The organism is Desulfocurvus vexinensis DSM 17965 (assembly GCF_000519125.1).
In the GTDB taxonomy this organism is placed as follows: Bacteria; Desulfobacterota; Desulfovibrionia; order Desulfovibrionales; family Desulfovibrionaceae; genus Desulfocurvus; species Desulfocurvus vexinensis.
The window spans coordinates 46,055-70,999 of sequence record NZ_JAEX01000016.1 but is presented as its reverse complement, the minus strand read 5'-3'; the positions used below and the strand labels follow the sequence as shown (position 1 = coordinate 70,999).

General features: G+C 74.3%; 22 protein-coding genes and 1 pseudogene. 1 reads left to right on the top strand and 22 read right to left on the bottom strand.

The genetic code is table 11. The features are described 5' to 3' along the window. Positions 1 to 230 (top strand): annotated as a pseudogene (locus G495_RS22225) (DNA adenine methylase); the annotation flags it as partial. 72 nt (positions 231 to 302) lie between these two features. Here the strand turns inward: G495_RS22225 and G495_RS20455 are convergent. The 22 genes from G495_RS20455 to G495_RS0111230 form a co-directional block, all read right to left on the bottom strand. After that, on the bottom strand, positions 303 to 872 hold the full coding sequence (locus G495_RS20455; protein ID WP_051445304.1) for a class I SAM-dependent methyltransferase: 570 nt from the start codon (positions 870 to 872) through the stop codon (positions 303 to 305). Beyond that, complete coding sequence (locus G495_RS0111330) at positions 869 to 2,164, bottom strand: hypothetical protein (RefSeq protein WP_028587908.1); 1,296 nt, start codon at positions 2,162 to 2,164, stop codon at positions 869 to 871. Before G495_RS0111330 ends, G495_RS20455 begins: the two co-directional genes overlap by 4 nt. Next, positions 2,161 to 2,889, bottom strand: coding sequence for an acetyltransferase (locus tag G495_RS18790; protein ID WP_051445303.1), 729 nt, complete (start codon positions 2,887 to 2,889; stop codon positions 2,161 to 2,163). The genes G495_RS0111330 and G495_RS18790 overlap by 4 nt, the downstream gene beginning before the upstream one ends. Positions 2,890 to 2,897: 8 nt before the next feature. Further along, on the bottom strand, positions 2,898 to 3,134 hold the full coding sequence (locus tag G495_RS0111320) for an acyl carrier protein (RefSeq protein WP_035251861.1): 237 nt from the start codon (positions 3,132 to 3,134) through the stop codon (positions 2,898 to 2,900). Beyond that, a complete protein-coding gene (locus G495_RS0111315) occupies positions 3,134 to 4,231 on the bottom strand; it encodes a radical SAM protein (RefSeq protein ID WP_028587907.1) in 1,098 nt (365 codons plus the stop codon). Before G495_RS0111315 ends, G495_RS0111320 begins: the two co-directional genes overlap by 1 nt. Positions 4,232 to 4,236: 5 nt before the next feature. After that, complete coding sequence (locus G495_RS0111310) at positions 4,237 to 5,070, bottom strand: methyltransferase domain-containing protein (protein WP_028587906.1); 834 nt, start codon at positions 5,068 to 5,070, stop codon at positions 4,237 to 4,239. Further along, positions 5,067 to 6,914: an HAD-IIIC family phosphatase gene (locus G495_RS18785; RefSeq protein ID WP_051445302.1), complete on the bottom strand. Its 1,848-nt coding sequence runs from the start codon at positions 6,912 to 6,914 to the stop codon at positions 5,067 to 5,069. Before G495_RS18785 ends, G495_RS0111310 begins: the two co-directional genes overlap by 4 nt. 9 nt (positions 6,915 to 6,923) lie before the next feature. Continuing rightward, positions 6,924 to 8,813, bottom strand: coding sequence for an asparagine synthase (glutamine-hydrolyzing) (gene asnB / locus G495_RS0111300; protein WP_028587905.1), 1,890 nt, complete (start codon positions 8,811 to 8,813; stop codon positions 6,924 to 6,926). A gap of 2 nt (positions 8,814 to 8,815) precedes the next feature. Further along, positions 8,816 to 10,006, bottom strand: coding sequence for a DegT/DnrJ/EryC1/StrS family aminotransferase (locus G495_RS0111295; RefSeq protein WP_051445301.1), 1,191 nt, complete (start codon positions 10,004 to 10,006; stop codon positions 8,816 to 8,818). Next, positions 9,996 to 11,015, bottom strand: coding sequence for an NAD-dependent epimerase/dehydratase family protein (locus G495_RS0111290; RefSeq protein WP_028587903.1), 1,020 nt, complete (start codon positions 11,013 to 11,015; stop codon positions 9,996 to 9,998). Before G495_RS0111290 ends, G495_RS0111295 begins: the two co-directional genes overlap by 11 nt. 167 nt (positions 11,016 to 11,182) lie before the next feature. Continuing rightward, positions 11,183 to 12,364 (bottom strand): glycosyltransferase family 4 protein, encoded by a 1,182-nt coding sequence (locus G495_RS0111285; protein WP_028587902.1) that lies wholly within the window; start codon positions 12,362 to 12,364, stop codon positions 11,183 to 11,185. After that, positions 12,361 to 13,485 (bottom strand): hypothetical protein, encoded by a 1,125-nt coding sequence (locus G495_RS0111280; RefSeq protein ID WP_028587901.1) that lies wholly within the window; start codon positions 13,483 to 13,485, stop codon positions 12,361 to 12,363. Before G495_RS0111280 ends, G495_RS0111285 begins: the two co-directional genes overlap by 4 nt. 20 nt (positions 13,486 to 13,505) lie before the next feature. After that, complete coding sequence (asnB, locus tag G495_RS0111275) at positions 13,506 to 15,422, bottom strand: asparagine synthase (glutamine-hydrolyzing) (protein ID WP_028587900.1); 1,917 nt, start codon at positions 15,420 to 15,422, stop codon at positions 13,506 to 13,508. A 3-nt stretch (positions 15,423 to 15,425) separates the two neighbouring features. Continuing rightward, positions 15,426 to 17,138, bottom strand: a complete 1,713-nt coding sequence (locus tag G495_RS20450) for a glycosyltransferase family 2 protein (protein ID WP_051445300.1) — start codon at positions 17,136 to 17,138, stop codon at positions 15,426 to 15,428. An 84-nt stretch (positions 17,139 to 17,222) separates the two neighbouring features. Next, positions 17,223 to 18,242, bottom strand: coding sequence for a class I SAM-dependent methyltransferase (locus G495_RS20445; RefSeq protein WP_051445299.1), 1,020 nt, complete (start codon positions 18,240 to 18,242; stop codon positions 17,223 to 17,225). Between the two features lie 32 nt (positions 18,243 to 18,274). Further along, a complete protein-coding gene (locus G495_RS0111260; protein ID WP_028587898.1) occupies positions 18,275 to 18,973 on the bottom strand; it encodes a class I SAM-dependent methyltransferase in 699 nt (232 codons plus the stop codon). Next, on the bottom strand, positions 18,970 to 19,758 hold the full coding sequence (locus G495_RS20440) for a DUF268 domain-containing protein (RefSeq protein WP_051445298.1): 789 nt from the start codon (positions 19,756 to 19,758) through the stop codon (positions 18,970 to 18,972). The genes G495_RS0111260 and G495_RS20440 overlap by 4 nt, the downstream gene beginning before the upstream one ends. Further along, positions 19,755 to 21,032 carry a glycosyltransferase family protein gene (locus tag G495_RS0111250; RefSeq protein ID WP_028587897.1) on the bottom strand — a complete coding sequence of 426 codons (1,278 nt, stop codon included), beginning with the start codon at positions 21,030 to 21,032 and terminating at the stop codon, positions 19,755 to 19,757. Before G495_RS0111250 ends, G495_RS20440 begins: the two co-directional genes overlap by 4 nt. Continuing rightward, the gene (locus G495_RS18770; protein ID WP_051445297.1) at positions 21,029 to 21,877 is read right to left on the bottom strand and encodes a glycosyltransferase family 2 protein; all 849 of its coding nucleotides are present in this window, start codon (positions 21,875 to 21,877) and stop codon (positions 21,029 to 21,031) included. The genes G495_RS0111250 and G495_RS18770 overlap by 4 nt, the downstream gene beginning before the upstream one ends. Then, positions 21,874 to 23,031, bottom strand: coding sequence for a glycosyltransferase (locus G495_RS0111240; protein ID WP_028587896.1), 1,158 nt, complete (start codon positions 23,029 to 23,031; stop codon positions 21,874 to 21,876). Before G495_RS0111240 ends, G495_RS18770 begins: the two co-directional genes overlap by 4 nt. After that, positions 23,028 to 23,810: a class I SAM-dependent DNA methyltransferase gene (locus G495_RS0111235; RefSeq protein ID WP_028587895.1), complete on the bottom strand. Its 783-nt coding sequence runs from the start codon at positions 23,808 to 23,810 to the stop codon at positions 23,028 to 23,030. Before G495_RS0111235 ends, G495_RS0111240 begins: the two co-directional genes overlap by 4 nt. Then, positions 23,803 to 24,927, bottom strand: a complete 1,125-nt coding sequence (locus tag G495_RS0111230; RefSeq protein ID WP_028587894.1) for a DegT/DnrJ/EryC1/StrS family aminotransferase — start codon at positions 24,925 to 24,927, stop codon at positions 23,803 to 23,805. Before G495_RS0111230 ends, G495_RS0111235 begins: the two co-directional genes overlap by 8 nt. Between the last annotated feature and the right edge of the window lie 18 nt (positions 24,928 to 24,945).

Genomic DNA, 24,945 nt, shown 5'->3' with positions numbered 1-24,945 from the left:
TCTCGCGCAGTGAGTTCGAGGTAATGGCTGAGCGCCTGGCTACCATCCGGGGCCGCTTCCTGCTCAGCCTCAACGACACCCCCGAGGTCCGCGCGACCTTCCAGGGCTTCCGCATCAAGGCCACCAAGACCACCTACACCGCCGCCCGTGAGGCCAACGCGATGGTCCGTGAAGTGTTCATCACCAACTACGAACCCCCGACCAACCAGCTCAACCTCTGCGACATCTAAAGACCGGGGCGGGAAGGCCGCCCCGGCTATCCAAAGATAAGTGGCGTGGAAAATCCAAAGATAAGTGGCGCGTTACACCAGGGCCCGCAGGGCCATGCGCACCACATGCAGGTTGCGCGCGGCCAGGCCCCGGTCCAGCAGCAGATGCGCGTGCCAGCCCCAGGTGTTGGCGTTGACGTAGAGCCGCCCGCCCGGGCGCAGCACGCGGGCCAGCTCCGCCGCTGCCCGGGCCATGTCGGTGAACATGAACGCCCCGTAGCAGAAGGCCGCGTCGAAGCAGGCGTCGGCGTAGGGCAGGCGCTCCAGGGGCGCGTAGCGGAAGTCGGTGTTGCCCAGGCCGTGGGCCCCGGCCAGGGCCCGGGCCACGCGCAGCAGCTCCGGGTCCAGGTCCACGCCCCAGGCCTCGGCGTTGAGCCCGGCCAGGGCCACGGTCCACTGGCCCATGCCGCAGGCCGCGTCCAGCACGCGCCCGTGGCCGCACAGGCCCAGCCCTTCCAGGCGGCGGCGGTAGTAGTCCAGGGTGCGCGGGGCGGTGAACTCGCCGCGCACGAAAAGCCTGTTGTAGTCCGACAGGCTGTCCCAGATTCCGGCGGGCAGGGTCCAGCCCGCCTGGCGGGCCAGCTCCAGGGTGTCGTCGCTCATGTCCAGATGTCCTCGGGTTTGCGCAGCGGGATGCTCACGCTGTGGCGGCCCCGGGCGTCGGGTCCGTTGCGGGTCACGGCCAGCTCGCGGCCCCGCAGGCGCAGGGTCGTCGTCGCGTCGGGTACGAAAATCGTCAGCCCCTGCAAGGCGGCCTGGGGGTCGCTGGCGTCCGCCCCCGGTCCGGGGTCCACGTCGAGCACCCCGGGCCCTGCGGGGCGCACCGTCACGCGGGCGATCATCTCCAGGTAGCGCAGCAGACGCGCCGTGCCCGCGACCCACAGCCGCCCGGCGTCGGCCTCGCGGGCCAGCTCGCGCAGGGGCTCCAGGGGCCGGGGGTCGCGCGCCAGGGCCGCCACCTCGGCGGCGTGGCAGCGCCCGGCCTGGCGCACGGCCACGCCCAGGTGCTGGTAGAGCACGGCCACGCCCCAGCCGGAGTACAACCGCCGCAAGCCCAGGCGCGCGAGCTGCTGGCCCATGTTGCCCAGGTTGGGCGCGTTCTCCCCGGTGCCCGCCACGCGGATGAAGCCGGTCATGGGCCCGCCGTCCTGAAGCGCCAGGGGCCGCAGCACCTCGCGGGGCGTGCGCCGCGCGGGGTCCACCAGGCCCAGCATGTCGCTGGCCAGGGTCCGCAGCCTGTTTTCCAGACCCCGGGGCGGGGTGCGGTCCACCTTGAGGCTGTCGGTCCAGACGAAGCGGCAGCCCGCCTGACGCAGCAGGTCGGCGTGCCAGGCCGGGTCGCCGGGCACGTCGCCGCGGTGGTAGGGCGCGTCGGCGCCGATGTTCTGGGTGTTGTGCTCGGTGCCGTGGTTGGTGAACACGTCCAGGGTCACGCCCTGGCGGGCCAGGGTTTCCAGGGCCCGGGCGGCATGGGCCCGGGTGCAGCCGCCGGTGAAGTCGAAGTCGCCGTAGGCGTGGTTGGTGTCGATCCACCCGGCCCGCAGGTACTCGCCCAGGCGCGCGGCGTGGGGCCCGGGCGGGGCGTCGGCAGCGGTCCCCTGGAAGTAGGAAAACGTGTAGGGGTGCGCGCTGTAGAAGAACAGGCTCGACGCCACCTCCAGCCCCAGGCCGGGGCCCAGGGGCGTGGGCCCGCGCGAGTTCATGAAGGCCATGAGCGCCTCGAACAGGGCAAACGAGGTGAACTCGATGTCGTTGGACAGGGCCACGGCGCCCAGGAAGGGATACGGGAGGGGCCGTACCAGGGGGTCGCGCGGACGGGCGCGCTGGTGCAGCCGGGGCCGCAGCCAGGCGGGCGGCCAGCGCCGGGCCGCAGGGCGCGCGGGCGCGCCGCTCACGCGCCCTCCGGAGCCGGGCCCTGGGCCTCGTCCGGGGCCGCGCCCGGCGCATCGTCCAGGGCCAGGATATCGGCGGGCACTTCGCGGCGGCGCAGGGCGCGCGCCGGGTTGCCCAGCACCAGGGTGCCCGGGGCCACGTCGGCGCCCACCACGGCGCCCAGGCCCACCTGGGCCCCGGCGCCGATGCGCACGCCCTCGGCCACCAGCGCCCCGGCGCCCAGGTGGGCATAGGGCCCGACCACCACGCCAGAAGTCAGGTTCACCGCCGAGGCCAGCAGCGCGCCCTGGCCCAGGCGGCAATGGCCGCCAATGACGCACTGCGGGCTGACGACCACGAAATCCCCGATCCGCGCCTCGTGGAAGACCACCACGTAGGGGTGGACCACGCAGCCCGCGCCCAGGCGCGCCCCCGCGTACAGCCGCGCCGAGGGGTGGACCAGGGACACGAAGCGCTCCGGCCCCAGGCCCAGCCCGTCCAGGATGGCCTTGCGGCGCAGCAGCGAGCGGTGGGAACCGATGCCGAAAACGAAACGGCAGTCGGGCAGCTCCCGGGCCAGGGCCAGGGGCCCCAGCACGGGCACGCCGTGCACCGCGCCCCCGGCCAGGGCCGGGTCGTCGTCCAGGGCCCCGGCCAGATTGAGCCCGGCCCCGGCGGCGTTCATGTCCGCCACCAGGGTCAGGTATTCCGCCAGCCCCCCGGCGCCGATGACCACGATGCGTTCCACGCCGCCCCCTACGCCGCCGCGCCGCAGCGCCCGGCGACCACCGCCACGGCGGCGTCCAGGCTGGTCATGCCCACCACGGCCTCGTCGTCCAGCAGCACGCCGAGGTCCTCTTCCAGGGCCATGACCAGATTCATGTGCCGGAAGGAATCCCAGGCCGGAACCGTGTCCGGGCTCTCGGCCCCGGTGAGGCCCCCGGGCTCCAGGCCCATGACCCGGGCGAAGGTCGCAAACACCTTGTCGCGCATCAGTCCTCCTGCGCGCCGCGCGGGCGCGCCTGCTCGTTTTCGTCGCCCAGGCCCAGGGGCTGCTCGGGGTAGAGATCGGCCTCGGTGAAGGCCTCGGCAAAGCTCCTGGGCCCGGCGCCCGGCTCCTGGCGGACCATGAAGCGGGCGATGAAGTCGCGATCCTCCCCGGCCAGGCAGCGCGGGTTGTGGTCGCGGAAGGCGCGCACCCGCCAGCCCCGGCGCAGGATGTCCGCCAGGGGTTCGCGCAGCACGTTGCCCAGGCTGATATGGATGAACGGGCAGGGCAGCACCTCGCCGTTCTCGGTCACGTACACCAGCCCGTTGACCGTGCGGCAGCCCCACTGCACGTCGAACAGCGGCCACAGGTCGCGGTGGATGCCGGGGTAGCGCCCGCGCATGGCTTCCAGAAAGCGCGCGTCATCCTCGGTGATGCACATGTCCGTGCGCCCGGCCCAGGCCCCGGCGGAGGTGGCCACCACCAAAAGCACGGTGAAGCCGTTGGCCTCGGCAAAGCAGACCAGCTCCTCCAGGCCCTGGCCGCGCACGTTCTGGCGGGTGACCACGGTGTTCAGGTTAGCCTGCATCCCGGCGTCGCGCGCCGCGAACAGCGCCCGGCGCGCGCGCTCCCACGAGCCCGGGCGGCGGCGGAAGGCGTCGTGCTCGGCGGGGTCGGCGCTGTCGATGCTCACCGAAATCTTGTCCACCCCCAGCTCGGCCAGCTGCGCCGCGCGCTCCTGGGTCATGAGCCAGCCGTTGGTGGTGATCATGATGTGGAAGCGCTGCGGCCCGATGGCCGCCAGCACCTGGTCCAGGTCCGGCCAGGTCAGGGGTTCGCCGCCCTGCAGGTGCCACTGCCACACGCCCAGGGCGTGGGCCTGGTCCGCCAGCCGGGCCACGTCGTCCAGGGTCAACCGGGGCGCGTCCGTGGCCAGATAGCGCGAAAAGCAGTGCTCGCAGCGGAAGTTGCAGCGGTTGTCGTAGTTCAGCTCCAGCAGTTGCAGGCCGTAGCGCCCGGCCTGCACCCGGCGGCGGAAGGCCAGCATCTTGCGCATCACGGCGGGCTTGGCCATCAGGGTCTTTCTGCCTTGGGCGGCCATGGGCGTCACTCCCCGGCCCGGCGCAGGGCGTAGACCACGTTGTCGGCGTCCACGCGCAGCAGGCGGTAGTCGTGGGGCACCACCGTGCGCCCCTCCACGGCCAGGCCCAGCTCGCGGGCCCGGACCTCGAAGGCGGCGGGGTCGGTGAAGTTCCACAGGTGGTCGAACTGGGGCACGTTGCGCGCCGTGGTGGCCACCAGCAGCCCCCCCGGGGCCAGGGCCCCGGCCAGGGCCGCCAGGGCCGCGTCCGGCTGCGCGAAGTGCTCCAGCACCTCCACGGCCAGCACGCAGCCGAAGCGCCCGCGCACCCCGCCCCCCCCGGGGGCCAGCAGATCGTCGTTGCGCACGGCCACCTGCGGGAAGCGTCCGCGCACGAAGGGCGCCAGCTCGCGGTCCCAGGCCGTGACGGGCGCGCCGCCCGGCGCGGGCAAAAGCAGCTCCAGCCCCGAGCCCGCGCCGAAGACCAGCCGTTCGCCCCCGGCCCCGGCGCACAGCCGGGCCACCTCGGCCATGAGCCGGAAGCGGTGGCCCGTGGCCAGCACGCTGGCCAGTAGGAACACGTCGTAGGTCGCGCGGTCGAAGCCCGGGTCCGGCGCGCCAGCCTCGGCGGGGTAGCGCCCCGTGGCCGCGAAACGCCGCAGGTCGTCCTGGTAGCGCGCGGCAAAGGCCATGTAGCGCGCGGCGGCCTCGGCGGGGCCCAGGCCGTGGGCCGCGCAGTATTCGCCCAGGTAGCCGTCCACGAGGCCGTACAGCGCCGCGTCCCCGGGGCCCAGGGCGCGGGCCAGGCGCGTGTGCCCGAAGCGCAGGGCGGGTTCGTGTCCGGCCATGGCCGCGATCATGCGCCCTCCCCCGCTCCGGCGGAAGCACCGGGCGCGCCCGCAGGGCCGTCCACGGCGGAAAAATGCCCGGGCACGGCGGGCAGGGGGCCGTCCAGGTCCAGGACGAAACGCAAGGCTCCGTCCTGCCCCGCCGCCCCCTCGGGCGCGAAGCCGTGGGCGGGGTAGAAGTCGCGCACCTGGGCGTTGCGGGCCGTGGGCACGAACAGGCCCGTGGCCTGCGCCGCGCCCCGGGCGCGCAGCGCGGCCAGCACCCCGGCCAGAAACGCCGTCTCCACCCCGCGCCCCAGGGCCCGGCAGGAGAGCAGGAAGGTGTCCAGCTGCGCGCCGCCGCGCCCGTCCAGGACGGCGATGGCCGCGCCCACGATGCCCATGGCCCCGAAGCGGTCCTCCAGGGCCACCCAGGCCACCAGATGCCCGGGCGAGGCCGCCAGGGCGCGCACGTCGTCTGCGCTGCGCCGCCGGGCGGTGAGGTTGAACTGATTGGTCTTCTGCGTGAGCTGGGCCACGCGGGCCAGGGCGCCCGCGTCGGCTGGCCCCGCGTCCCCCGGGCCCGCGGCCACGCGCACGTCCAGGCGCATGTCCAGGGAGCGCAGATAGGCGTCCAGGTCGGGCACCTCGGCGCGCAGGCGCCTGCGCCGGGCCTCGCCGCGATACATGACCCCGCGCGCCCGGTCCTCGGCGGAGCGCGACAGGGTGTCGAACAGCCCGCACCCGGCCAGGGTGTCCGCGTTGCCCGTCGCGCCCTCGGCGGGCAGGTGCAGCACGGCCACCTCGGGCAGCCGCGCGCGCACCAGCCCGGCCTCGAAGGCCGAGTCGTCCACGAAGACCATGGCGTCCAGGCCCAGGTTCAGCTCCCGGGCCAGGGCCTCGATGTTCCCGGCCTTGTCGTTCCAGTCGATGCGCCAGGCCGCGATGTCCTGCTCACCCAGGACCATGCCCGGATGGCTGCGGAAGACCTCCCACACGTCGGCCTCGTTGTTCTTGCTGCACAGGGCCAGGACCACTCCGCGCGCGGCCAGGGATTGCACCGCGCGCTGGAAGTCCACATAGGCCGCGCCGGGGTGCCCGGGGCCCAGGTGGATGCCCCCGGGGCCGTCCTCGCCGACCACGCCGCCCCAGAGCACGCCGTCGCAGTCCAGCACCAGGCACTTGCGCGCCCGGCCCCGCAGGGCGCGCACCAGGGCCGCCACCTCGCGGGCCACGGCGGCCAGCCCCGCCAGGGCGTAGGGCGCCCGGGCGCGGTACCACCAGCGGCGGTCGAAGAACCGCTCGGCGCCCACCCGGGCCAGGCACAAGTCCAGGTCCACGAAAAAGGCGTTGGGGAACTCGGCCAGCAGGGCGCGCAGCCCCGCATTGAGCCCGCGCACGGCGTCCAGCTGGCCCCCGGGCCCCTGGGCGTCGAGCACGCCCAGGGCCGGATGCACCGGCGTCTCGTAGCCGCACCACAGTACCGGGGCCTGGGTCCGCCCGCGCAGGGCCGCGAGCACGGCCCGGGCGTGGTCCAGCACCGCGTCGCAGCGCGCGCGCACGGCGCCGGGCTCCAGGGCCGCGAACCCGCGCACCAGCTCCGGGTCCAGCAGCTCCAGGGCCTCGGCCACCAGTACGCAACCCGTGTCCGGCCCCACGGGCCCGCCCGGGCCCAGGGCCTCCTGCATCACGGTGTCGTACTGGCCGAAGTCCAACTCCGCGCGCAGGCCCGCCTGGCGCAGCAGGTGGCGCAGGGCCGGGGCCATGGGCTCCAGCACCACGTTGCGCAGCACGGCCAGCCGCAGGGGCTCGCAGCCCGACCAGTCCGCCGCATCGAGCTCGGCCTGAAGTTCCGAAAAGGTCTTGCCGTCCAGCATCCGCGCCCCCTAGCCCAGGAACCGCCGCAGCCACCACTCGAAATTGAGCAGCGACCAGACCAGCAGCCGCCGGTTGCGCTTGCCCTCCAGGTGTTCCATGAGCAGCGAGAAGACCGCCCGGCGGTCCAGATAGTCGTAGATGCGCGCGTTGCTGGTGATGAGCTGGCGGCGCACATAGGCCAGGCTCTCGCCCTTGAACCACGACGCGTCGGGCGCCGAGAAGCCCTGCTTGGCCCCCGAGAGCACCTCGTCGGGCAGGATGCCCGCCAGGGCCCGGCGCAGTACGAGCTTGCCGTCGCGAGTCTGGTGGAAATAGCGCTGGGTCTTGGGCCCGGGGTCGTTCTCGTTGATGCGCGCCGCCCCGGCGCCGGGCCCGGCCAGCTTCATGGCCACGGGCAGGCGCATGGCGAAGTCCACGAGGTCGTTGTCCAGGAAGGGCACCCGCGTTTCCAGGCCGTGGGCCATGGAGAGCTTGTCCTCGACCACAAGCAGCCCGTGCAGGAAGGTCTTGGCCTCGAAGTACAGCGAGGCGTTGACGGCCTCGGCCTCGCTGCGCACGCTGCGCCGCGCGCCCTGGGGGAACACGTCGCGGAAGATGTCGCGCGTCCAGACGTGGCCGACCCGGTCCCAGACCGGGGCGAAGACGCTCTTGATCTCGCTGTTGGGAATCAGCCGCTGCCAGTAGGCGTAGTAGCTGTCGATATAGTCCTCGAAGCCGTCGCAGCCCTGGGCGCGGTAGTAGCGCCAGGGGTAGCCGCCGAACAGCTCGTCCCCGCCGGTGCCCGAGAGCACGACCTTGACGAACTTGGAGGCCAGCTGCGCGGTGTAGAAATTGGGATAGCTCTGGCCCACCCGGGGCTCCTCCAGATGCCAGGCGAAACGCGGCAGCACGCGCTCCATGTCTCCGGCCTTGAGGACCATCTCGTACTGCTCGGTGCGCAGCAGGTAGGAGAGGTATTCCGCGCCGCTGCGCTCGTCGAAGCCCAGCTCCAGGCCCGAGGCCGAGTGCAGGTCGAAGCCGCAGGTGAAGGTCTTGATCAGCGGCAGCTCGGCGGCGGCCACGGCGGTGACGCCGCCGGAATCGATGCCCCCCGAGAGGTAGGCGCCCAGCTCCACGTCGCTGACCAGCTGGCGCTGCACGGCCTGGCGGAACAGCCGGGCCAGCTCCTCTTCGCATTCGCGCGGGTCCACGGGCGCGTCGGGCTCGCGGAAGTCGAAGTCCCAGTAGCGCTCCACGGGCAGCGTGGCGGGCAGCCCCCCGGCCCACGGGATCACGGCCCGGCACCCGGCGGGGAACATGCGCACGCCGTCGAGCAGGGTGCGGTCGGTGAAGAAGTTCTGGAAGGTGAAGTATTCCAGCAGGCCTTCGTGGTCCAGGCGGCGGTTCAGGCCGGGGTGCTCCAGCAGGGCCTTGGCCTCGGAGGCGAACAGCAGGCTCTGGCCGACCACGGTCCAGTACAGCGGCTTGATGCCGTAGCGGTCGCGGGCCAGGAACAGCGTGCGCGCCTTGCGGTCCCACACGGCGAAGGCGAACATGCCGTTGAAGCGCTCCACGCAGCGCGGGCCCCACTGGCGCCAGGCCGCAAGCACGACCTCGGTGTCCGTGCGGGTGTGGAACAGGTGGCCCAGGCCCTGGAGCTCGGCGCGCAGCTGCTGAAAGTTGTAGACCTCGCCGTTGTAGACCAGCACATAGCGCCCCTCGGGGCACAGGAAGGGCTGGTTGCCCGCCGGGGTGGGGTCGAGGATGGCCAGGCGGCGGTGGGCGAACCCCGCGCCCTGGTCGGTGAACACGCCCTCGCCGTCGGGCCCGCGGTGGGCCATGGCCTGGGCCATGCGCCGCATGAGCACCGGGGAGACCGGCGCGCCGCCGTAGTCCACCACCCCCGCGATGCCGCACATGGCTAGCCCCTCCCCGCCGCGCGCAGGCAGGCCACCACGTAGTCCAGGTCCTGGGCGCTCATGCGGTTGTGCAGGGGGATGGCCATGCTCGTGCGGTGGCATTCCAGGGCCCCGGGGAAGTCCTCGGGGGCGTAGCCAACGCGCTGACGGTGGCAATCCAGCACATGCACGGCGTGGGTGCCGGGCCGGGTGGCCACGCCCATGGCCTGCAGGCGCTCCATGAGCACGTCGCGCGGGGCCGGGGCGCGGTCCTCCAGCACGCGGCAGACGAAGGCCTGCCAGCCGTGGCCGGGCACAAGCGGCGGCAGGGCCAGCCAGTCCAGGTCGGCCAGGGCCGCGTGGTAGGCGCGGGCCATGGCCTCGCGCCCGGCCACCAGCGCGGGCAGCCTGCCCAGCTGCACCGCGCCCACGGCGCCTTGCAGGTCGGTCATGCGGTAGTTGAAGCCCGGGGCGGTGAAGGCGGGCAGCAGGTACGGGCGCGGGCCCAGGTGGCGCTGCTCCTCGCTGACCTCGGCCCCGTGGTTTACCAGCATGCGCACCCGCGCGGCCAGGGCCGCGTCGCTGGTGGTCACCATGCCGCCCTCGCCGGTGGTGATCACCTTGCGCGGGTGGAAGGAAAAGGCCGCCGCCAGCCCCAGGGAGCCCGCCGGGGCCGGGCTGCCCAGGCCGGTGCCCGCCGCGCAGGCCGCGTCGCACACAAGGGGCAGCCCGGGGGCCGCGCGGCCCAGGGCGTCCATGTCCGCCGCCAGGCCGAACAGGTGCACGGGCATCACCGCGCGGGTGCGCGGGCCCACGCAGGCCGCCAGCCGAGCGGGGTCGATGTTGAAGGTCGCGGGGTCCACGTCGCACAGCACCGGGGTCGCCCCGGTGTGCAACACGACGTTGGCCGTGGCCACCCAGGTGAAGGCTGGCACGACCACCTCGTCGCCCGGGCCCACGCCCAGGGCCGCCAGGAGCACGGCCAGGGCCGTGGTGCAACTGGTGGTGGCGATGGCGTGCTCCACGCCGTGCAGGGCGGCGAAGGCGCGCTCGAACTCCGCCACGCGCGGCCCCTGGGTCACCCAGCCGGAGAGCACCGGCCCGCGCAGGGCCTGCCACTCCTCCTCGCCCAGGGACGGCAGGGCGATGGGCACCTCGCGGCGCTCCCAGCCCGGGGGCGCGGCGCCCGGCTGCGTTGCGCGGTCAGTCTTCATCGGGCAGCCCGGCCTCCCTGCGCCGCTCGCGCACCAGGCGCATGTGGCTCTTGCGCCAGGCGATGAGCTCGGCCAGCCCCTGGCGCAGGTCCTTGCCCGCCGTGAATCCGATCTGCTCCGCAGCCTTGTCCGGCGAGCCGATGCGGTTCTTGACGAAGGTCAGCCCGGCGGGCTCGTAGTGGACCTGCTGGTCCGAGCCCGTCAACTCGATGACCAGCTCCGCCAGTTGCCGGATGGTGGTCTTCACCCCGGTGCCCACGTTGTAGAAGCTGTCGGTGGCCTCGGACTCCATGGCCCGCACGTTGGCCAGGGCGCAGTCGCCCACGCTGACGAAGTCATACGCCTGGGTGCCGTCGCCGTAGACCACCGGGGGCAGCCCGCGGTCCAGGCGGTCGAGCATCTTCATGATCACGGCGATGTACGCGCCCCGGTAGTCCTGGCGCGGGCCGTAGACGTTCATGTAGCGCAGCCCGCAGTAGTCGAAATGCCTGTCCGTGCCCTTGTAGCGGTGGTACAGGGCGCGGCACATATGCTCCCCGGCGATCTTGGTGGCGCCGTAGAAGTTGGTGTTGTTGTACGGATGGTCCTCGGTCATGGGCTCGCACACGGCGTCGCCGTAGACCGAGGCCGAAGAGGAATAGACCAGGCGGCGCACCCCGGCGTCCAGCATGGCTTCGAGCACGTTGAAGGTGCCGCCGATGTTCACCTCGAAGGCCGAGCGCGGGTAGTCCCAGCAGTGCAGCAGCCACAGGGCGGCCAGATGGAACACGCCGTCCACGCCCTGCATGGCCGCGCGCAGGATGTCACGGTGCAGGATGTCCCCGCCGTGGGGGAAGATGGTCACGCGCGGGTCGGCCAGGGAATCGGCAAGATTCTCCTCCCGGCCCCGGCTGAAGTTGTCAAAGACGCGGATTTCGGCCACGTCCCGGCGGCACAGTTCGTCCACCAGATGCGAGCCGATGAAGCCCGCGCCACCGATGACCAGGAAACGCTTTCCCTGCAAATCCATTTGCCCAGGCCTCCCGAGGCTGTTGCCGTCCATGGCGTTGAACCCCGGCGCGCGGGCGCGCCCGGGGCACTGCGGGTGTACCACCCCCGTCCCGGCTTATCAACGGCGCGGCCCGCGCCGGGGGATACGGGCCGCGCGCCGGAAAAGCTGCAAGGAGCATTCCACTGTCAGCGGGCCGACGCCGCCGCCAGCAGCTCCGCGTAGCGCCGGGCCACCCGGGCCCAGGAGCCGTGGGCCACGGCCAGCTCCCGGCCCCGGCGGCCCTGGGCCGCAGCCAGCCCGGGCCGGGCCAGCAGCCCGGCCAGGGCCCCGGCCAGGGCCCCGGCGTCGCCGGGCGGCACCAGCGCCCCGCTCTGCCCGGGCCGCACCAGCTCGGCGCAGCCCGCAATGTCCGAGGCCACCACCGCCAGCCCCGAGGCCATGGCCTCGAGCACGACGTTGGACTGGCCCTCGAAATGCGACGGATGCACGAGCACGTCGGCCTGGCGGTAGACCCCGGGCATGGCCTCGCGGGGCACGAAACCCAGCAGGCGCGCGCGCCCCGCCAGCCCGGCGGCCTCCAGGGCCGCGTGCAGCCAGGCCCTGCGCGGCCCGTCCCCGGCCACGGTCAGCGTCCAGCCGCCGGGCGCCCCGCCCAGGGCCGCCAGGGCGGGCACCAGGGTCTCCAGGCCCTTGTCCGGGGCCAGCCGCCCGCAGAAGAGCAGGCGCAGGGGCGAGGTCGCCCCGTCCGGCGCCGCTTCCGGGCCCGGCGCGGGCGCGGGGGAAAAGCGCTCCAAGTCCACCCCGTTGGGCACCAGCTCCACGGCCAGCCCGGGCTCGAAGGCCCGGGCCCGGGCCGCCAGCCCGGGGCCGTTGGCCGTCACGGCGCTGGCCCCGCGCCAGACCGCGCGCAGCGCGGGCCCCGCCAGGCGGTGCCAGCGGGCCAGCTCGCCGGGCTGCTGCCCGGGCACGTCGCCCCCGCGCAGGGCCAGCACGTAGGGCAGCCCGCAGCGGCGGCGCAACCACAAGGCCGCCGCCCCCCCGGGCAGCCCGAAAAAGGCCAGGGCCGCCTGGGCGCCCCGGGCCCGGGCCAGGGCCGGAGCCCGCAGCCCGGCGGCCAGGGCGAAGGCCGCGAAATGGCCCGCCCCGCCCCGGTCGGCCCGGCGCCGCGCGGCAGACACGCGCACCACCAGCGCCCCGCCCGACTCCTCGCGCGCGGGCAGCCCGGCCAGGGCCGAGGTCAGCACCGTGACCTCGTGGCCCTGGGCGGCCAGCTCGCGGGCCACATTGGCCGCCGCCCCGGCCCCGCCCCCGGCCAGGGGCGGGAATTCGTGGCACAGGACCAGCAGGCGCAGGCCGGGGGCCGTCATCCCAGGGCCTCCAGCACCCGCGCCCGGCCCTGGGCCGCGAGCACCGCGCCGGGGTCCAGCTCCAGGGCCCGCTGGTACTGCTCCAGGGCCTCGCGCGGGGCAACGGCCTCCAGGGCCCGGCCCAGGGAGCAATGCACGCTGGGCTGGTCCGCAAAGCGCCCGGCCAGGTGGCGCAGGGCGGGCACGGCCAGCCCCGGGCCGCCTTCGGCCAGCAGGCACGAGGCCGCGTGCAGCTCGGCGCGCAGGGCCAGGCGCGGCAGCAGCGGCCCCGGGCACAGGTAGCCGGGGATGTCCAGCCCGCCGGGGTTCCACAGGTCCGGCGCGCCCTCGTAGAGCAGGTGTTCCCACACGGTCCCGGCCAGGGCCGCGCGCACGGCGTCGAAGTTGGCGATGCTGCGCCGCAGGTCCGAGGGGTTGGTCTTGACCAGTTCGGTCCTGGGCTTGCGCCGGGGCCGCCGCACGCCCAGAAACGTGCAGATCCAGCCCATAACCCGAGGGTTGATGCCGTATTCCGAGTCGCGGTCGGCCACGCAGTCCTCGTAGATGACTTCCATGACGTCGAGCCTGCCCCGCAGCTTTTCGCGGTGGCTCTCGATGGTCCGCACCCGCTCGGCCAGTTGGTCCATGATCCGGTCGGGGTCCAGCTCGATGGCCACGGCGGGCACGCGCTGCGTGCCGTGGGAGCGGCGGCCCAGCTCCTGCTGACGGTTGTTCAGCTCGGTGGAGACATGGGTCTTGAGCACGTTGCCCCGGATGAGGTGCAGCACCCGCGCGCCCTTGCGGCGCAGGGCGCTCTTGAGGTCGCGCACCTGGGCGAGCTGGTTGTACTTGATGTCGAAACCCTGGGCCGCCAGCCCCGGGCGCGAGGCCCACACCGCGTCCAGGTAGGCCTCCACCACCGCCCGCCTGCGCGGCGGCAGGATGTTGCGCGCGTCGCGCTCGATGCAGTCGCGCCAGTAGCCATAGAAGAACCCGGGCTTCAGCCCGCCCTCACTGGCGATGAACAGCTCGTCGTCGCAGAACACGCCGGGCACCTGCGAGAGCACCGAGGCCAGGTAGGTGCTGCCCGAGCGCTGCACGGTGACAAGGACGAAGGGCGTCGGCGTGGTCGGCGTGGTCATGGCGTCTCCTCGAAATCCGGCTAGTCCAGGCCCAGCCCGGCGGACCAGTGTTGCAGGCACAACAGCGTCCAGAGTTCCTTGCGGTTGTCGCGCTCGCCGCGCAGGTGGGCGGTGAGCAGCCCGCGCACGGCCCGGGGGGCGAGCAGCCCACCCCGGCGCAGGCGGCCTTCGGCCAGCAGCTCCTCGGCCATCTCGCGCAGCCCGCCCTTGAGCCAGCGGGCCAGGGGGATGCCGAAGCCCTTCTTGCCCCGGGCCAGCACCGGCGCGGGCAACCGGTGGCGCAGCATGCGCCGCAGCAGCCATTTGCGCGTCAGCCCGCGCAGCTTCATGCGCGAGGGCAGCGAACAGGCGAACCCGGCCAGGGCCGTGTCCAGAAACGGGGCGCGCACTTCCAGGGAATGGGCCATGCCCGCCGCGTCCACCTTGGGCAGGATGTGCCCGGCCATGTAGTAGCGCAGGTAGAAGGCGATGCTGCGCTGCACGTCGTCGCCCTGCGGCCCCCGGGCCCCGGCTGCGGCCACCTCGTCCAGGGGGTCGAAACCGCCCAGGCGCGCCAGGACATCGGGGTGCAGCACGCCGCGCTGCCCGGGCAGGTCGAAGGCCCCCAGCCAGAGCTGGTTGCGCTCCATGACCGGGTGGCCCACCCCGCGCAGGAACTGGCGCACCCGAAAGCCGAGGCTCATGTTGCCCTCGCTGGCGCGGCCCAGGGCCGCCGCACGCCCGGCCAGGGCCAGCAGCGGACGCGGCACGCGCGCCGCCAGCCGCGCCGGGCCCAGGGCCAGGAAGGGGTCGTAGCCCGCGAACAGCTCGTCGCTGCCGTCTCCGCCCAGGGCCACGGTGACCTCCTGGCGGGCGAAGCGCGCCAGGACCCAGGTTGGCACGATGCTCGAATCGGCCATGGGCTCGGGCAGGCAGTCCAGGGCCCGGGGCACCACGTCCAGAAGGTCGGCCTCGCGCAGCACCTGCTCGTGGTGCTCGGTGCCCAGGGCGCGGGCCACGGCCCGGGCGTGGGCCGACTCGTCGAACCCGGCCTCGGTGAAGCCGATGCAAAAGGTGCGGATATCCCGCGCCGGGACGTGCTCGGCCATGAAGGCCGTCACGGCGCTGGAATCCAGCCCGCCGGAGAGGAACACGCCCAGGGGCACGTCGCTGACCAGCCTGCGCGCCACGGCGCGCGAGAACAGGCGCTCCAGCTCGGCCTGGGCCTCGGCGTCGGAAAGGCCCTCGTTGCCGCCAAAGGCCATGGCCCAGTAAGGCTCCACCCGCACGGCGGCCCCGGGCGCCCCGGGCGTCCAGTGCAGGGCGTGCCCGGCGGGCAGCTTGCGCACGCCCCCCAGCAGGCAGTGCGGCGCGGGCACGTACTCGTGCAGCAGGTAGCGCGAGAGGCTCTGGGGGTCCACGGCGCGGGGCACCGCCGGGTGGCGCAGCAGGGCGGGCAGCTCCGAGGCGAAGGCCAGCAGCCCGCCCGCGTGGTGGTAGAACAGCGGCTTCTTGCCGAAGCGGTCGCGGGCCAGCAGCAGCCGCCCGGCCCGGGCGTCCCAGGCGGCCAGGGCGAACATGCCGTCCAGCCGGGCCAGGGCCGCCTCGCCCCACTGGGCCAGGGCGTGGACGATGACCTCGGTGTCCGTGGCCGAGCGGAAGCGGTGGCCCAGGGCTTCCAGCTCGGCGCGCAACTCGCGGAAGTTGTAGATCTCGCCGTTGAAGACGACCCACAGGGCGCCGCCGCCGTCGTCCATGGGCTGGCGGCCCAGGGTCGAGAGGTCGAGGATGGACAGCCGCCGGTGGCCCAGGCCCACGGACGGACCCGTTCCGCCCTCGAAGACGCACACACCCCGGTCGTCGGGCCCGCGGTGGCGCATGGCGTCGGTCATGGCGTCCAGGGCCTCGCGGTCCACGGGGCGGCCATCGGCGTGGACGATTCCGGCGATGCCGCACATGGCCTACCCGCCCAGGACCCGTTTGACCACGTAGTGGTCCTTGTCCTGGCCCTCGAAGTAGGAGCGGATGAGCAGCTCACCCGTGAGCCCGAGGATGACCACCTGCAACCCGGAGATGAGCACCAAGGCCAGCAGGATGAACAGCGTGTCGTAGGACACGGGCAGGCCGCCCAGATCCTTGGCGGCCCACAGGGCGGCGATGCCCGCCAGCCCAAGGCCCGTGGCCTTGCGGGCGATCTTGCCGAAGAACTGGATGGGCCGGGTCATGTAGTCGGAGAAGAAGCGCACCACGATGAGGTCGAAGATGACCCGCCAGACGCGCGAAAGCCCGTATTTGGCCGCGCCGTGCACGCGCGGGCGGTGGTTCACGGGGATCTCGGCCACGCTCACGCCCAGCCAGGCCGCGAACACGGGGATGAAACGGTGCATCTCGCCGTAGATATGGATGTTCTTGACGATGCCGCGCTTGTAGGCCTTGAGGGTGCAGCCGAAGTCGCGCAGTTGCACGCCCGTGCCCTCGATGAGCTTGTTGATCAGCCGGTTGGCGGCCCAGGAGGGCAGGCGCCGCGACAGGGCCTTGTCCTTGCGGTCCTTGCGCCAGCCGTTGACCAGGTCGTAGCCCTCGGCCATCTTGTCCAGCAGGGCCGGGATGTCGCGGGGGTCGTTTTGCAGGTCGCCGTCCAGGGTGACCACGATCTCGCCCCGGGAATACTTGAACCCGGCGGACAGGGCGGCGGTCTGCCCGTAGTTGCGGCGGAACTGGACCACCCGCAGCCGGGGCTCCCCGGCGGCCAGGGCCTCCAGGGCCTCGGCTGTGCCGTCGGTGCTGCCGTCGTCCACCACGATGATCTCGGCGCGGGCCTCGATGCCATCAAGCACCCCGGCCAGTTCGCCCAGCAGCACGGGCACGTTCTGGACCTCGTTGTACACCGGGATGACCACCGACAGCGACGGCGCCTCGCCGCCCACGCCCTCGCCGAAATCCTTGACCATGCACATGGGGTCGATACGCCCCAGGGCACCGGACAGGCTCAGGGCCAGGGCCGGAGCCAGGGCCGGGCCCGGGGTGGGGGCGCCGGGAGCCGGAGCCTGGGCCAGCAGGGCCCGGCGCAGGGCCTGGGCCTCGGGCGGCTGCTCCCCGGCGGGGCCCGCCAGCCCGGCCAGGGCGTCCAGGGCCTCGCGGGCGCCCGGGGCGTCGCCGTTGGCCAGCAGCGCGTAGCCCAGGTTGACGCGGGCCTGGACGCTGCGGGGCGCGGCCAGCACGGCCCGGCGCAGGACGGCCTCGGCCTCGGCCAGCGCGCCGGAGAAAAAGAGCACCACGCCCAGGTCGTTCAAGGCCTCGGGGTCGTCCGGGCGCAGCTCCAGGGCCCGGCGCAGCAGCCGGACCGCGCCCGCGTGGTCGCCCGTGGCCGACAGGTGCTGGCCATACTGGGCCACGGCGTCGAAATCGTCCGGGGCCAGCTCCAGAGCCCGGGCCAGGCTGGCCCCGCTTGCGTCCAGCCGCCCCAGCCCGCGCAGCAGCACCCCCGCGAAGAGGTGCGGCTCCACGGCGCCGGGCCGCAGTGCCGCAGCCTTGTCCAGGCTGTCCAGGGCCTGGTCCGCCTCGCCGCGCTCGTGGTGCACCAGGGCCAGGGCCAGGTGCAGGCCGTAGGCGTCGGGGGCGGCCTTGAGCCGGGCCAGCAGGCCGCGCAGGGTATCGTTGGGCTGGGTGGTCATGCCACGCTCCGGTGACGGGTTTCAGACGCTTCCTGCGTCGGATGGCTTCTCAGGAAAAAACTTGCAATATCCGTACCCCCGGCGTCAGCTCCGCGCGGACTCCGCGCCGCCGCCGGGGGTGCCCAGGGCCACGATGTCCGTGCCCAGCCCCGCCGCGTCGAAAAAGGCCGCCAGGGGCGCAAACTCCCTGGCCCGGGCCGGATTTTCCGACGACAGGAACGCCTCGGCCTGCCCGCGCACGCCCTGGGGGGCTGCGGCGAGCAGCCGCCGGGCGTGGCTCAGGAACAGGGCGTAGATGTTGAACGGGTGCGGCGTCTGCGTGCGCAGCTCTAGCACCTCCAGCCCCGCGGCGGCCAGGAACCGCTCCAGGGTCGGCGGCGTGAAGGCGAACAGGTGGTAGGGCACGTCCTCGGCCCGGCGGAACGCCTGGCGGACCACCCCCGCATGGTTGGGCACGGCGACCACCAGCAGCCCGCCGGGCCGCAGCACCCGCCGGGCCTCGGCCAGGGCCCGCCCGGGGTCGTGCAGGTGCTCCAGAACGTGGTTGAAGCGCACCACGTCGAAGCTGGCGTCGGGGAACCCGGCGTCCCAGAGCTGCCCGCAGGCCACGTCAAGCCCCAGCTCCCGGGCCCGGGCGCAGGCCTCGGCGCTGGGCTCCACCCCGTGGCACGCGAACCCCCAGCGGCGCATGGCCGCCAGCCAGGCCCCGCGCCCGCAGCCCACGTCGAGGATGGCCCCGATGCGCGTGATGCGCTCCAGGCGGTGCGTGGCCAGAATGCGCCGCCAGGTGCGCTCCCAGGGCCAGGCCAGGCGCCGCACCGCCGCCCGCGCGGCGCCGCCGCCCTCGTAACGCAGGCGCAGCAGCACCCGCAGCAGGGCGTACACCGGCTGCCGCCAGGCGGGCTCGCGGTAGACGGAATGCCGGGCGTTGTAGGCCAGATCATACCACGCGGGCATGTCCGCCTCCCGGGGCCTGCGCGCCAGATAGCCCAGCCCGCAGGCCGCGCACTCCACCAGGGGAAACGCCTCGCCCGCCACGGTGTACTCCTCGAAGAGCACCCGCTCCCGCCCGCCGCACAGGGGGCAGGCCGCGACCTCCTCCATGGCCCCCGGGGGCCGGAGCGGCGCGCCGGGGCTCACCGCTTCCTCGCCAGCACGTGGTAGCCGTAGCACAGCAGCTCCGCCGAGCCCGCGTCGGCCCGCGACAGGCGGCCCAGCATGGCCAGCACCACGCGCAGGGCGGCGGATTCCCATTTGCGGGGCCGGGCCCGGGCGTAGCGCGCGGCCACGGTATGCACCCGGCGCAGCTCCTGGGCCAGGTATTCGAAGAAATTGCCGTTGGCCGCCAGCTCTTCGATGTCCAGGCCCAGGGCGGGCAGGTGGTGCTCGTAGAAATAGCGGTTGAAGCCGCTGGCGTGGTGGTAGGGCGCGTAGTGCGTCAGGCTGCAGAACGGCGCCGTGAGCACCAGCGTCCCGCCCGGGCGCAGCAGGCGCGCCAGCTCGGCCAGGGCCGCCAGGGGGTCGGGCAGGTGTTCCAGCACCTCGGTGCACAGCACGGCGTCGAAGCTGGCGTCCGGCTCGGGGATGGCCGTGATGTCGCAGACCAGGTGCAGGCCGCCGTGATCGCGCGCGCCGGTGTGCAGGCCCCGGCCATCGCCCGTGCCCTCGTAGCGCCCGAAATCCTGGGCCACATACTCGAAGCGCGCGCACAGCGGGGCGTAGCGCCCGCTGCCCGCGCCCGCGTCCAACAGCCGCGCCCCGTCCGGCAGCGCCTCCAGCACCCGGGTCACCCAGGCGTGGCGCGCGGCCTCGTTGGTGGTGCCTGCCGCGCTCATGAGCCGCCCTCCCCGCCCGGGCTCCCGGGCGCTGCGGGTTTCACGAAGCAGAAACAACCGCAGCCGTACTGCTGGGCGTCGGCCTGGGCAAAGGGCGCCCCGGGCAGCAGCCCGCCGTCCTTGGGGTCGTCGGGCACCAGGGCGAACTGCTCCAGGGCCAGCCCCGGGAACAGGGCCAGCACCTGGGCGCAGGCATAGACGCGGTGCAGGTTGAATTCCACCCGCGCCCGGCCCACGGGCACCGCCACCAGCAGCGTGCCCCCCGGGGCCAGCACCCGCGCCAACTCCGCCGCCGCCCGGCGGTCGCCGTCCGGGTCCAGGGCGTCGCCGTAGCGCCCCAGGCCGACGTGCTCGATGACGTGCAGGCACGACAGGCTGGGCACCGACGCATCGGGAAACGGCAGGGCCGCCAGGTCCGCCCGGGCGCAGCCCAGGCCCGGCAGGGCCAGGTCCGGGGGCCGGTAGTCGTAGAAATCCACGGGCACGAAGGCCGACACCTGGGCCACGAAATACAGGGACGAGGCGATGTCCACATGGCGCGCCGGGGCCAGCCGGGCCACCTGGCGCGCGGCCCAGGCCGTGTGCAGCACGTAGTGGCGGTCGAAGCCCTGCTCCGTCTCCCCGCTGCGCACCCCGGCCCCGGCCCACTGCGCGGGCAGTCCCCGGCCCGCGTGGCCGGGCATGGCGCAGAAGGCCGCGAACTGGCGGGCCACGGCGGCCCTGGCCCGGCGCCGGGCCAGGAAGGCCCCCAGGCGCCCGGCGGCGCTTTGGAAAAGACCGCTCACGGCCTGCCCCCTGCGGCGTCCAGCAGCTCCAGCAGCCGCCGGGCGAAGGCCTCGGCCCGGTGGGTCCAGGTATGCCGCGCGAAGACCTCGGCCTGGGCCGCCAGGGCCCGGCGCGCGGCCTCGTCCGGGTCGGCCAGGGCCCGGCGCCAGGCCTGCTCATACTCCTGCGGGCCCTCGGCCACGAACAGCCCGTCCAGCCCCAGGCGCAGGGGCAAAAGCCCCGGGCGGTCCACCACCTGGGGCACGCCGCAGGCGGCCAGCTGGTAGGTGCGCTCGTTGAGGTCCGCCGTGCGTGCGGTCTGCACGTCCAGGTGCAGGTTGAGCCCCGTGCGCGCCCGGGCGTAGACGTAGCGCTGGGCCGCCTGGGGCGCGTCGCACAGCAGGCAGCGCCCGGCCCAGGGCCAGCCCGGCCCGTCGATGAACCCCGGGCCCGAGGCCGCCACGGGCCCCAGCCAGGCCCGGTAGCGGCTCCACTTGCTGCGGTTCACCGAGCCCAGGAACACATGGCCCAGGTCGCGGGCCACCCCGGGCACGGGGTAGTATTCCAGCACGTCGGCCCCGAACTCCAGGGAGACGATGGGCCCCCCGGCCTCGCGCAGGGCCGCGAACCCGGGGTCGTCGCGGTAGTGCTCCGGGCAGCAGAAGCCGTAGTGGAAGCCCGCGCCCAGGGCCCGGGCCCGGCGGATGCGCCCGGGCAGGGGCGTGTTGCCGTCGGCCTCGCCCGACGCCGTGAGCCCCAGCAGCAGCGGCCCGGCCTCGCGCCGCCAGGCGGCCACGGCGCCCCAGTCGATGCGCTCCAGGTAGGGGTCGTTGTCGCTGGTCAGCAGCACCGTGGGCCGGAAGGCGGCCAGGGCCCCGGCCACGGGCTCGTCCCAGCCCAGGGCCCGCGCGGGCACGCCGAGGAGATCCAGGTTGCGCACCAGGTTGGAAAACAGGGAGTAGCCCCCGGGGGAAAGACCCGGCGGCGGCACGTGCACCAGCACCCGCAGCCGCTCCTCGCGGCGCAGCAGGCCCCGGAAATGGTCCAGCACCTCGCGGCGCAGGGCGTGCCCCTGGCGCACCAGCGGGTCGGGCGAGGCCGCATAGGCCGCGTCGGTTTCCAGCTCCTGCGCGCGGCGGGCCATGGCCACGGCCCAGTCCAGCACGGCGTCGTGCCCGGCGCGCGTGGCGGGATGCACCACGTCCAGGAAGCGGTGGAACTCCCAGCCCGGGTCGGGCCGGCCCAGGGCGCGCTTGGCCAGATGCCGGGCCAGGGCCAGGGGTGCGGCGCTCACGGCGCGGCCCTCCCGGCCACCCTGCGCAGCCGCCCCCAGGCGCGCCCGGCGGCGTAGCGCGCCAGGGTCAGCGGCGGGAAGCGCAGGGCCGTGCGCGCGGGGTCGGCGTGCTCCAGGTACACGGCGCCGCCCTGGTCCTCGTGGGCGCCCCAACGCTCCAGGTAGGCCGCCCAGTCGCGCTGCTGGACCTCCAGGTTGCTGCTGCGCACCGCCGAGGCCACGTGCGGGAAATGCTCCACGAAAGCCCGCGGGCAGTCGGCCACCTCCCAGCCGCGCGCCCACATGCGCAGGCACAGGTCGCCGTCGGCGTGGTAGAACACGTAGTGCTCCTCGTCGGCGAAACCCACGTCCTGCAGGGCCGCGCGCAGGTAGAGCCCGTGGTTCACGAACAGCCTGCCGCCCAGGGTGGTGCCCACCCAGTAGCGCTTGTGCAGGAAGGTGTCGCGCCAGTAGAAGGCCATGGCCCCCACGCGGCGCCCGGCGGCTTCCAGGGCCGCGAACTGGTCCAGGGCGGCGGCCAGGGAGCCCGGCACCAGCAGGCAGTCGTCGGAGACCATGCACACGAACCGCCCCCGGGCGGCGCGAAAGCCCAGGTTCATGAACGCGCCCCAGCCGCGCCGCTCCAGGGGCCGCCCGCGCCAGGCGCCCCGGTTGTGCTGCACGATGGTCAGCACGTCCTTCTGGCGCGTGAGCCAGCCCACGGCGCCGTCGGTGGACCCGCCGTCCACCACGATGATCTCGTGCTCCAGGCCCCGGCCCTCGGCGCGCAGCGAGGCGATGGTGGCGCGCAGCAGGGCCCGGCGGTTGTAGGAGCCAAGCACGAAGGAGACCACGGGCGCGCTCATGGCAGCAGGGCCTCCAGGCGGTCGCAGAAGGCGGCCATGGGCGCGCGCGGGTCCAGCCGCTCGGCGTAGAAGCGCCGGGCTTCGGCGGCGTAGGCCTCGCGGCGGGCGGCCATGCGCGCCAGCAGCTCCCCGGTCTGCTCCAGGCGGGTGTAGACCTCGCCGCAGCGGTAGGCGGCGAACTCGCGGCGGAAGACCGCCAGGTCCGAGGCCAGGATGGGCAGGCCGCACAGCGCCGCGTGGGCCACCTTGCCCGAAGACAGGCCCAGGTGCGCGATGTTGGCGCAGCTCGTCCAGTCGTCGGGCACGGGCATGTAGGGCGCCAGCAGGAAATCCGCCGAGGCGTACAGGGCGCCCAGCTCCGCTGCGGGCACGGGGTCCGGCGAGATTTCCACCCGCCCCGTGGCGCGCAGGCTGTCCAGCCAGGCGCGCATCCTCGGGCCGCTGGCCGCGCGGCTGTGCAGCACGAGCACGAACTCCCCGGGCCAGTGCCCGACCATCTCGCGCAGCAGGTGCAGCGAGGCCCAGCCCGCCAGGGAGCCCGTGTAGAGCACGATGCGCCGCTCCGGGGCGATGCCCAGGCGGCGGCGCAAGAGGTCCGACTGCGGCACGGGCTCGGGCGCCGGGGCGTTGGGCACCAGGGCCATGGCCGCGCGGGGCAGGCCCGTGGCCCCGGCCAGGGCTGCGGCGCGCTCCTCGTCCTGGACCAGGGTCAGGGCCACGTCGGCGCAGGCCGCCAGCTCGGCGGCCTTCATCCCCGCCTCGGCGGGCCCGACCTCCTCGCGGAAGAGAATCTCGAAGGACAGGTAGACCAGGGGCAGCCGGGCCCGGGCGTTGAGCCCCCGGGCCAGGGCCAGGCCCCGGGGGTCCACTCCCAGCAGCACCCCCCGGCGCCGCGCGCGGGCCAGCAGCGCCGGGCCCAGGGCGCGGCGCAGGCGGTCGGCCAGCCGCGCGCCCGGCCCGGCCCCGCCGCGCGGCAGGGGGTTGAGCACCCCGGGCGGCCCGGCGGCCCCCAGGCCCGGGCCACGCACGTCCGCCCCGGCGCACAGCAGCTCCACGTCCCAGCCCCGGCGGCCCAGCTCGGCGGCCAGGTTGGCCAGGGTCGGATTGCTGTCCGGATGCGGATAGGGATAGACCACGCGGGCCAGGGGTCTCATGGCACTTTCCGCCCGACGTAGAAGACGCTGAAGGTGCCCGGCCCCGGGGCCGCCCCGGTCAGCCACTGGCCCGAGGCCACGGGCTCCATGCCGCCGTGGGCCAAAAGCACCCGCACCTCGTCCGCGAACAGGTAGCGCATGGGGTGGCGCTCGCAGAAGGTGCCGATGGCCCCGCTGGCGCGGTCCTGCACGAAGAATTCATAGTCCACGGTGACGGTATGCGCGGCGCGGTCCCAGTGCGGCTCGCAGATGCGCGTGACGCGCATGGCCTCGTCCTCGGCGCGGCGCACGCGCACCTCGGGCGGCTCGGCCTCCACGCACGGCCCGTGCCAGCAGTCAAAAATGAAGACCCCGCCGGGGGCCAGGTGCGCCCCGGCCCGGGCAAAGGCCGCGCGCAGGTCGGCCTCGGCGGTCTGGTAGCTCATGACGTGGAACAGGGCGGTCACGGCGTCGTAAGGCCCGCCCGCATGCAGCTCGCGGATGTCGCCCCGGAGCCAGGCCAGCCGCGCGGCCACGGCGGGGGGCAGCGTGGCCGCGTGGGCCCGGGCGCGGGTGAGCATCCCCGCGCTGCGGTCCACCCCGGTGACGGCCAGCCCGGCGGCGGCGAACAGCGCGGCGTGGCGCCCGCCGCCACAGCCCAGCTCCAGCAGGGTCCGCGCGCCCGGGGCGTGGGCCGCCAGCAGGTCGAGCACGAAGCGCGCCTCGGCGGGGTAGTCCTTGTCGGCGTAGAGCAGCGCGTAGGTGCGGGCGTATTCGCCGAACACGGCGGCCTCAGGCATGGGCCAGCACCTCGCGCAGGGCGGCGGCCGCGCGCTCCTGCTGGGCCGGGGTCAGGGCCAGGCCGCCGGGAATGTAGAACCCGCGCCGGGCCAGCCGTTCGGCCACCGGGCAGCGCACCCCGGCGAACAGGCCCATGTCGCGCAGCACGGGCTGCTCGTGCATGGGCCAGAAAAAGGGCCGCGTGCCCACGCCCAGGGCCCCCAGGCGGCGCATGGCCTCCTCCGCGTCCAGGGGCACGGCCTCGTCCAGCACCACCCCGTAGACCCAGTAGATGTTCTCGGCGTGCTCCGTGGCCGCCAGGGGCAGGGTCAGCCCGGGCACGCCGTCCAGCAGCTCCGTGTAGCGCCGGCCCATGGCCCGCTTGCGCGCCACAGCCTCGTCCAGGCGCTCCAGCTGGGCCAGGCCCACGGCGGCCTGGAGGTTGGACATGCGGTAGTTCCAGCCCAGCGCATGGTGGACGAAGCGCCGGGGCGGCTCGAAGCAGAGGTTGGCCAGGGAGCGCACCCGCGCGGCCAGGGTCGCGTCGCCAGTGAGCACCATGCCGCCCTCGCCCGTGGTCACCAGCTTGTTGGGGTAGAAGCTCAGCACCGACACCGTGCCCAGCCCGCCGCAGGGCCGCCCCTTGTAGGTCAGCCCGTGGGCCTCGGCGGCGTCCTCGATGACGGCCAGCCCGTGGGCCTCGGCCAGCTCCAGCAGGGGGTCCATGTCCACGGGCAGGCCGTAGATATGCACGGCCATGACGGCCCGGGTGCGCGGGGTCAGCGCGGCCCGCACGGCGCCCACGTCCATGCACCAGGTGCGCGGGTCGCTGTCCACCACCACGGGCACGGCCCCGGCGCGGACCACCGCCGCGGCGCAGGAAATGATGGTGAACGAGGGCAGGATGACCTCGTCGCCGGGCCCCAGGCCCAGGGCGGCCACGGCCAGCTCCAGGGCGGCGGTGCCGTTGGCCACGGCCACGGCATGGGCCCGGCCCGTGCGCGCGGCAAAGCCCGCCTCGAAGCGCTCCACGAAGGGCCCTTCGGAGGAGACCCAGCCCGTGTCCACGCACTGGGCCAGGTAGCGGCCCTCGTTGCCGCCCAGCAGCGGCTCGTTGACGGGAATGAACTCGCCCATGTCCCCTTCCCGGGTTGC

Excerpts from the sequence above, each read along its gene's own strand:
- G495_RS0111320 (WP_035251861.1), bottom strand. The coding sequence starts at position 3,134 with ATGCGCGACAAGGTGTTTGCGACCTTCGCCCGGGTCATGGGCCTGGAG.
- G495_RS0111230 (WP_028587894.1), bottom strand. The coding sequence starts at position 24,927 with ATGGGCGAGTTCATTCCCGTCAACGAGCCGCTGCTGGGCGGCAACGAG.
- asnB (WP_028587905.1), bottom strand. The coding sequence starts at position 8,813 with ATGTGCGGCATCGCGGGGGTGGTGGACTACGGCGGCGCGCCGGTCTCC.
- G495_RS0111240 (WP_028587896.1), bottom strand. The coding sequence starts at position 23,031 with ATGAGACCCCTGGCCCGCGTGGTCTATCCCTATCCGCATCCGGACAGC.
- G495_RS0111260 (WP_028587898.1), bottom strand. The coding sequence starts at position 18,973 with ATGAGCGCGGCAGGCACCACCAACGAGGCCGCGCGCCACGCCTGGGTG.
- G495_RS0111290 (WP_028587903.1), bottom strand. The coding sequence starts at position 11,015 with ATGGATTTGCAGGGAAAGCGTTTCCTGGTCATCGGTGGCGCGGGCTTC.
- G495_RS20450 (WP_051445300.1), bottom strand. The coding sequence starts at position 17,138 with ATGACCACCCAGCCCAACGATACCCTGCGCGGCCTGCTGGCCCGGCTC.
- G495_RS0111315 (WP_028587907.1), bottom strand. The coding sequence starts at position 4,231 with ATGGCCGCCCAAGGCAGAAAGACCCTGATGGCCAAGCCCGCCGTGATG.
- G495_RS0111310 (WP_028587906.1), bottom strand. The coding sequence starts at position 5,070 with ATGATCGCGGCCATGGCCGGACACGAACCCGCCCTGCGCTTCGGGCAC.
- G495_RS0111280 (WP_028587901.1), bottom strand. The coding sequence starts at position 13,485 with ATGACCACGCCGACCACGCCGACGCCCTTCGTCCTTGTCACCGTGCAG.
- G495_RS18785 (WP_051445302.1), bottom strand. The coding sequence starts at position 6,914 with ATGCTGGACGGCAAGACCTTTTCGGAACTTCAGGCCGAGCTCGATGCG.
- G495_RS20445 (WP_051445299.1), bottom strand. The coding sequence starts at position 18,242 with ATGGAGGAGGTCGCGGCCTGCCCCCTGTGCGGCGGGCGGGAGCGGGTG.
- G495_RS20455 (WP_051445304.1), bottom strand. The coding sequence starts at position 872 with ATGAGCGACGACACCCTGGAGCTGGCCCGCCAGGCGGGCTGGACCCTG.
- asnB (WP_028587900.1), bottom strand. The coding sequence starts at position 15,422 with ATGTGCGGCATCGCCGGAATCGTCCACGCCGATGGCCGCCCCGTGGAC.
- G495_RS0111235 (WP_028587895.1), bottom strand. The coding sequence starts at position 23,810 with ATGCCTGAGGCCGCCGTGTTCGGCGAATACGCCCGCACCTACGCGCTG.
- G495_RS18770 (WP_051445297.1), bottom strand. The coding sequence starts at position 21,877 with ATGAGCGCGCCCGTGGTCTCCTTCGTGCTTGGCTCCTACAACCGCCGG.
- G495_RS0111295 (WP_051445301.1), bottom strand. The coding sequence starts at position 10,006 with ATGAAGACTGACCGCGCAACGCAGCCGGGCGCCGCGCCCCCGGGCTGG.
- G495_RS0111285 (WP_028587902.1), bottom strand. The coding sequence starts at position 12,364 with ATGACGGCCCCCGGCCTGCGCCTGCTGGTCCTGTGCCACGAATTCCCG.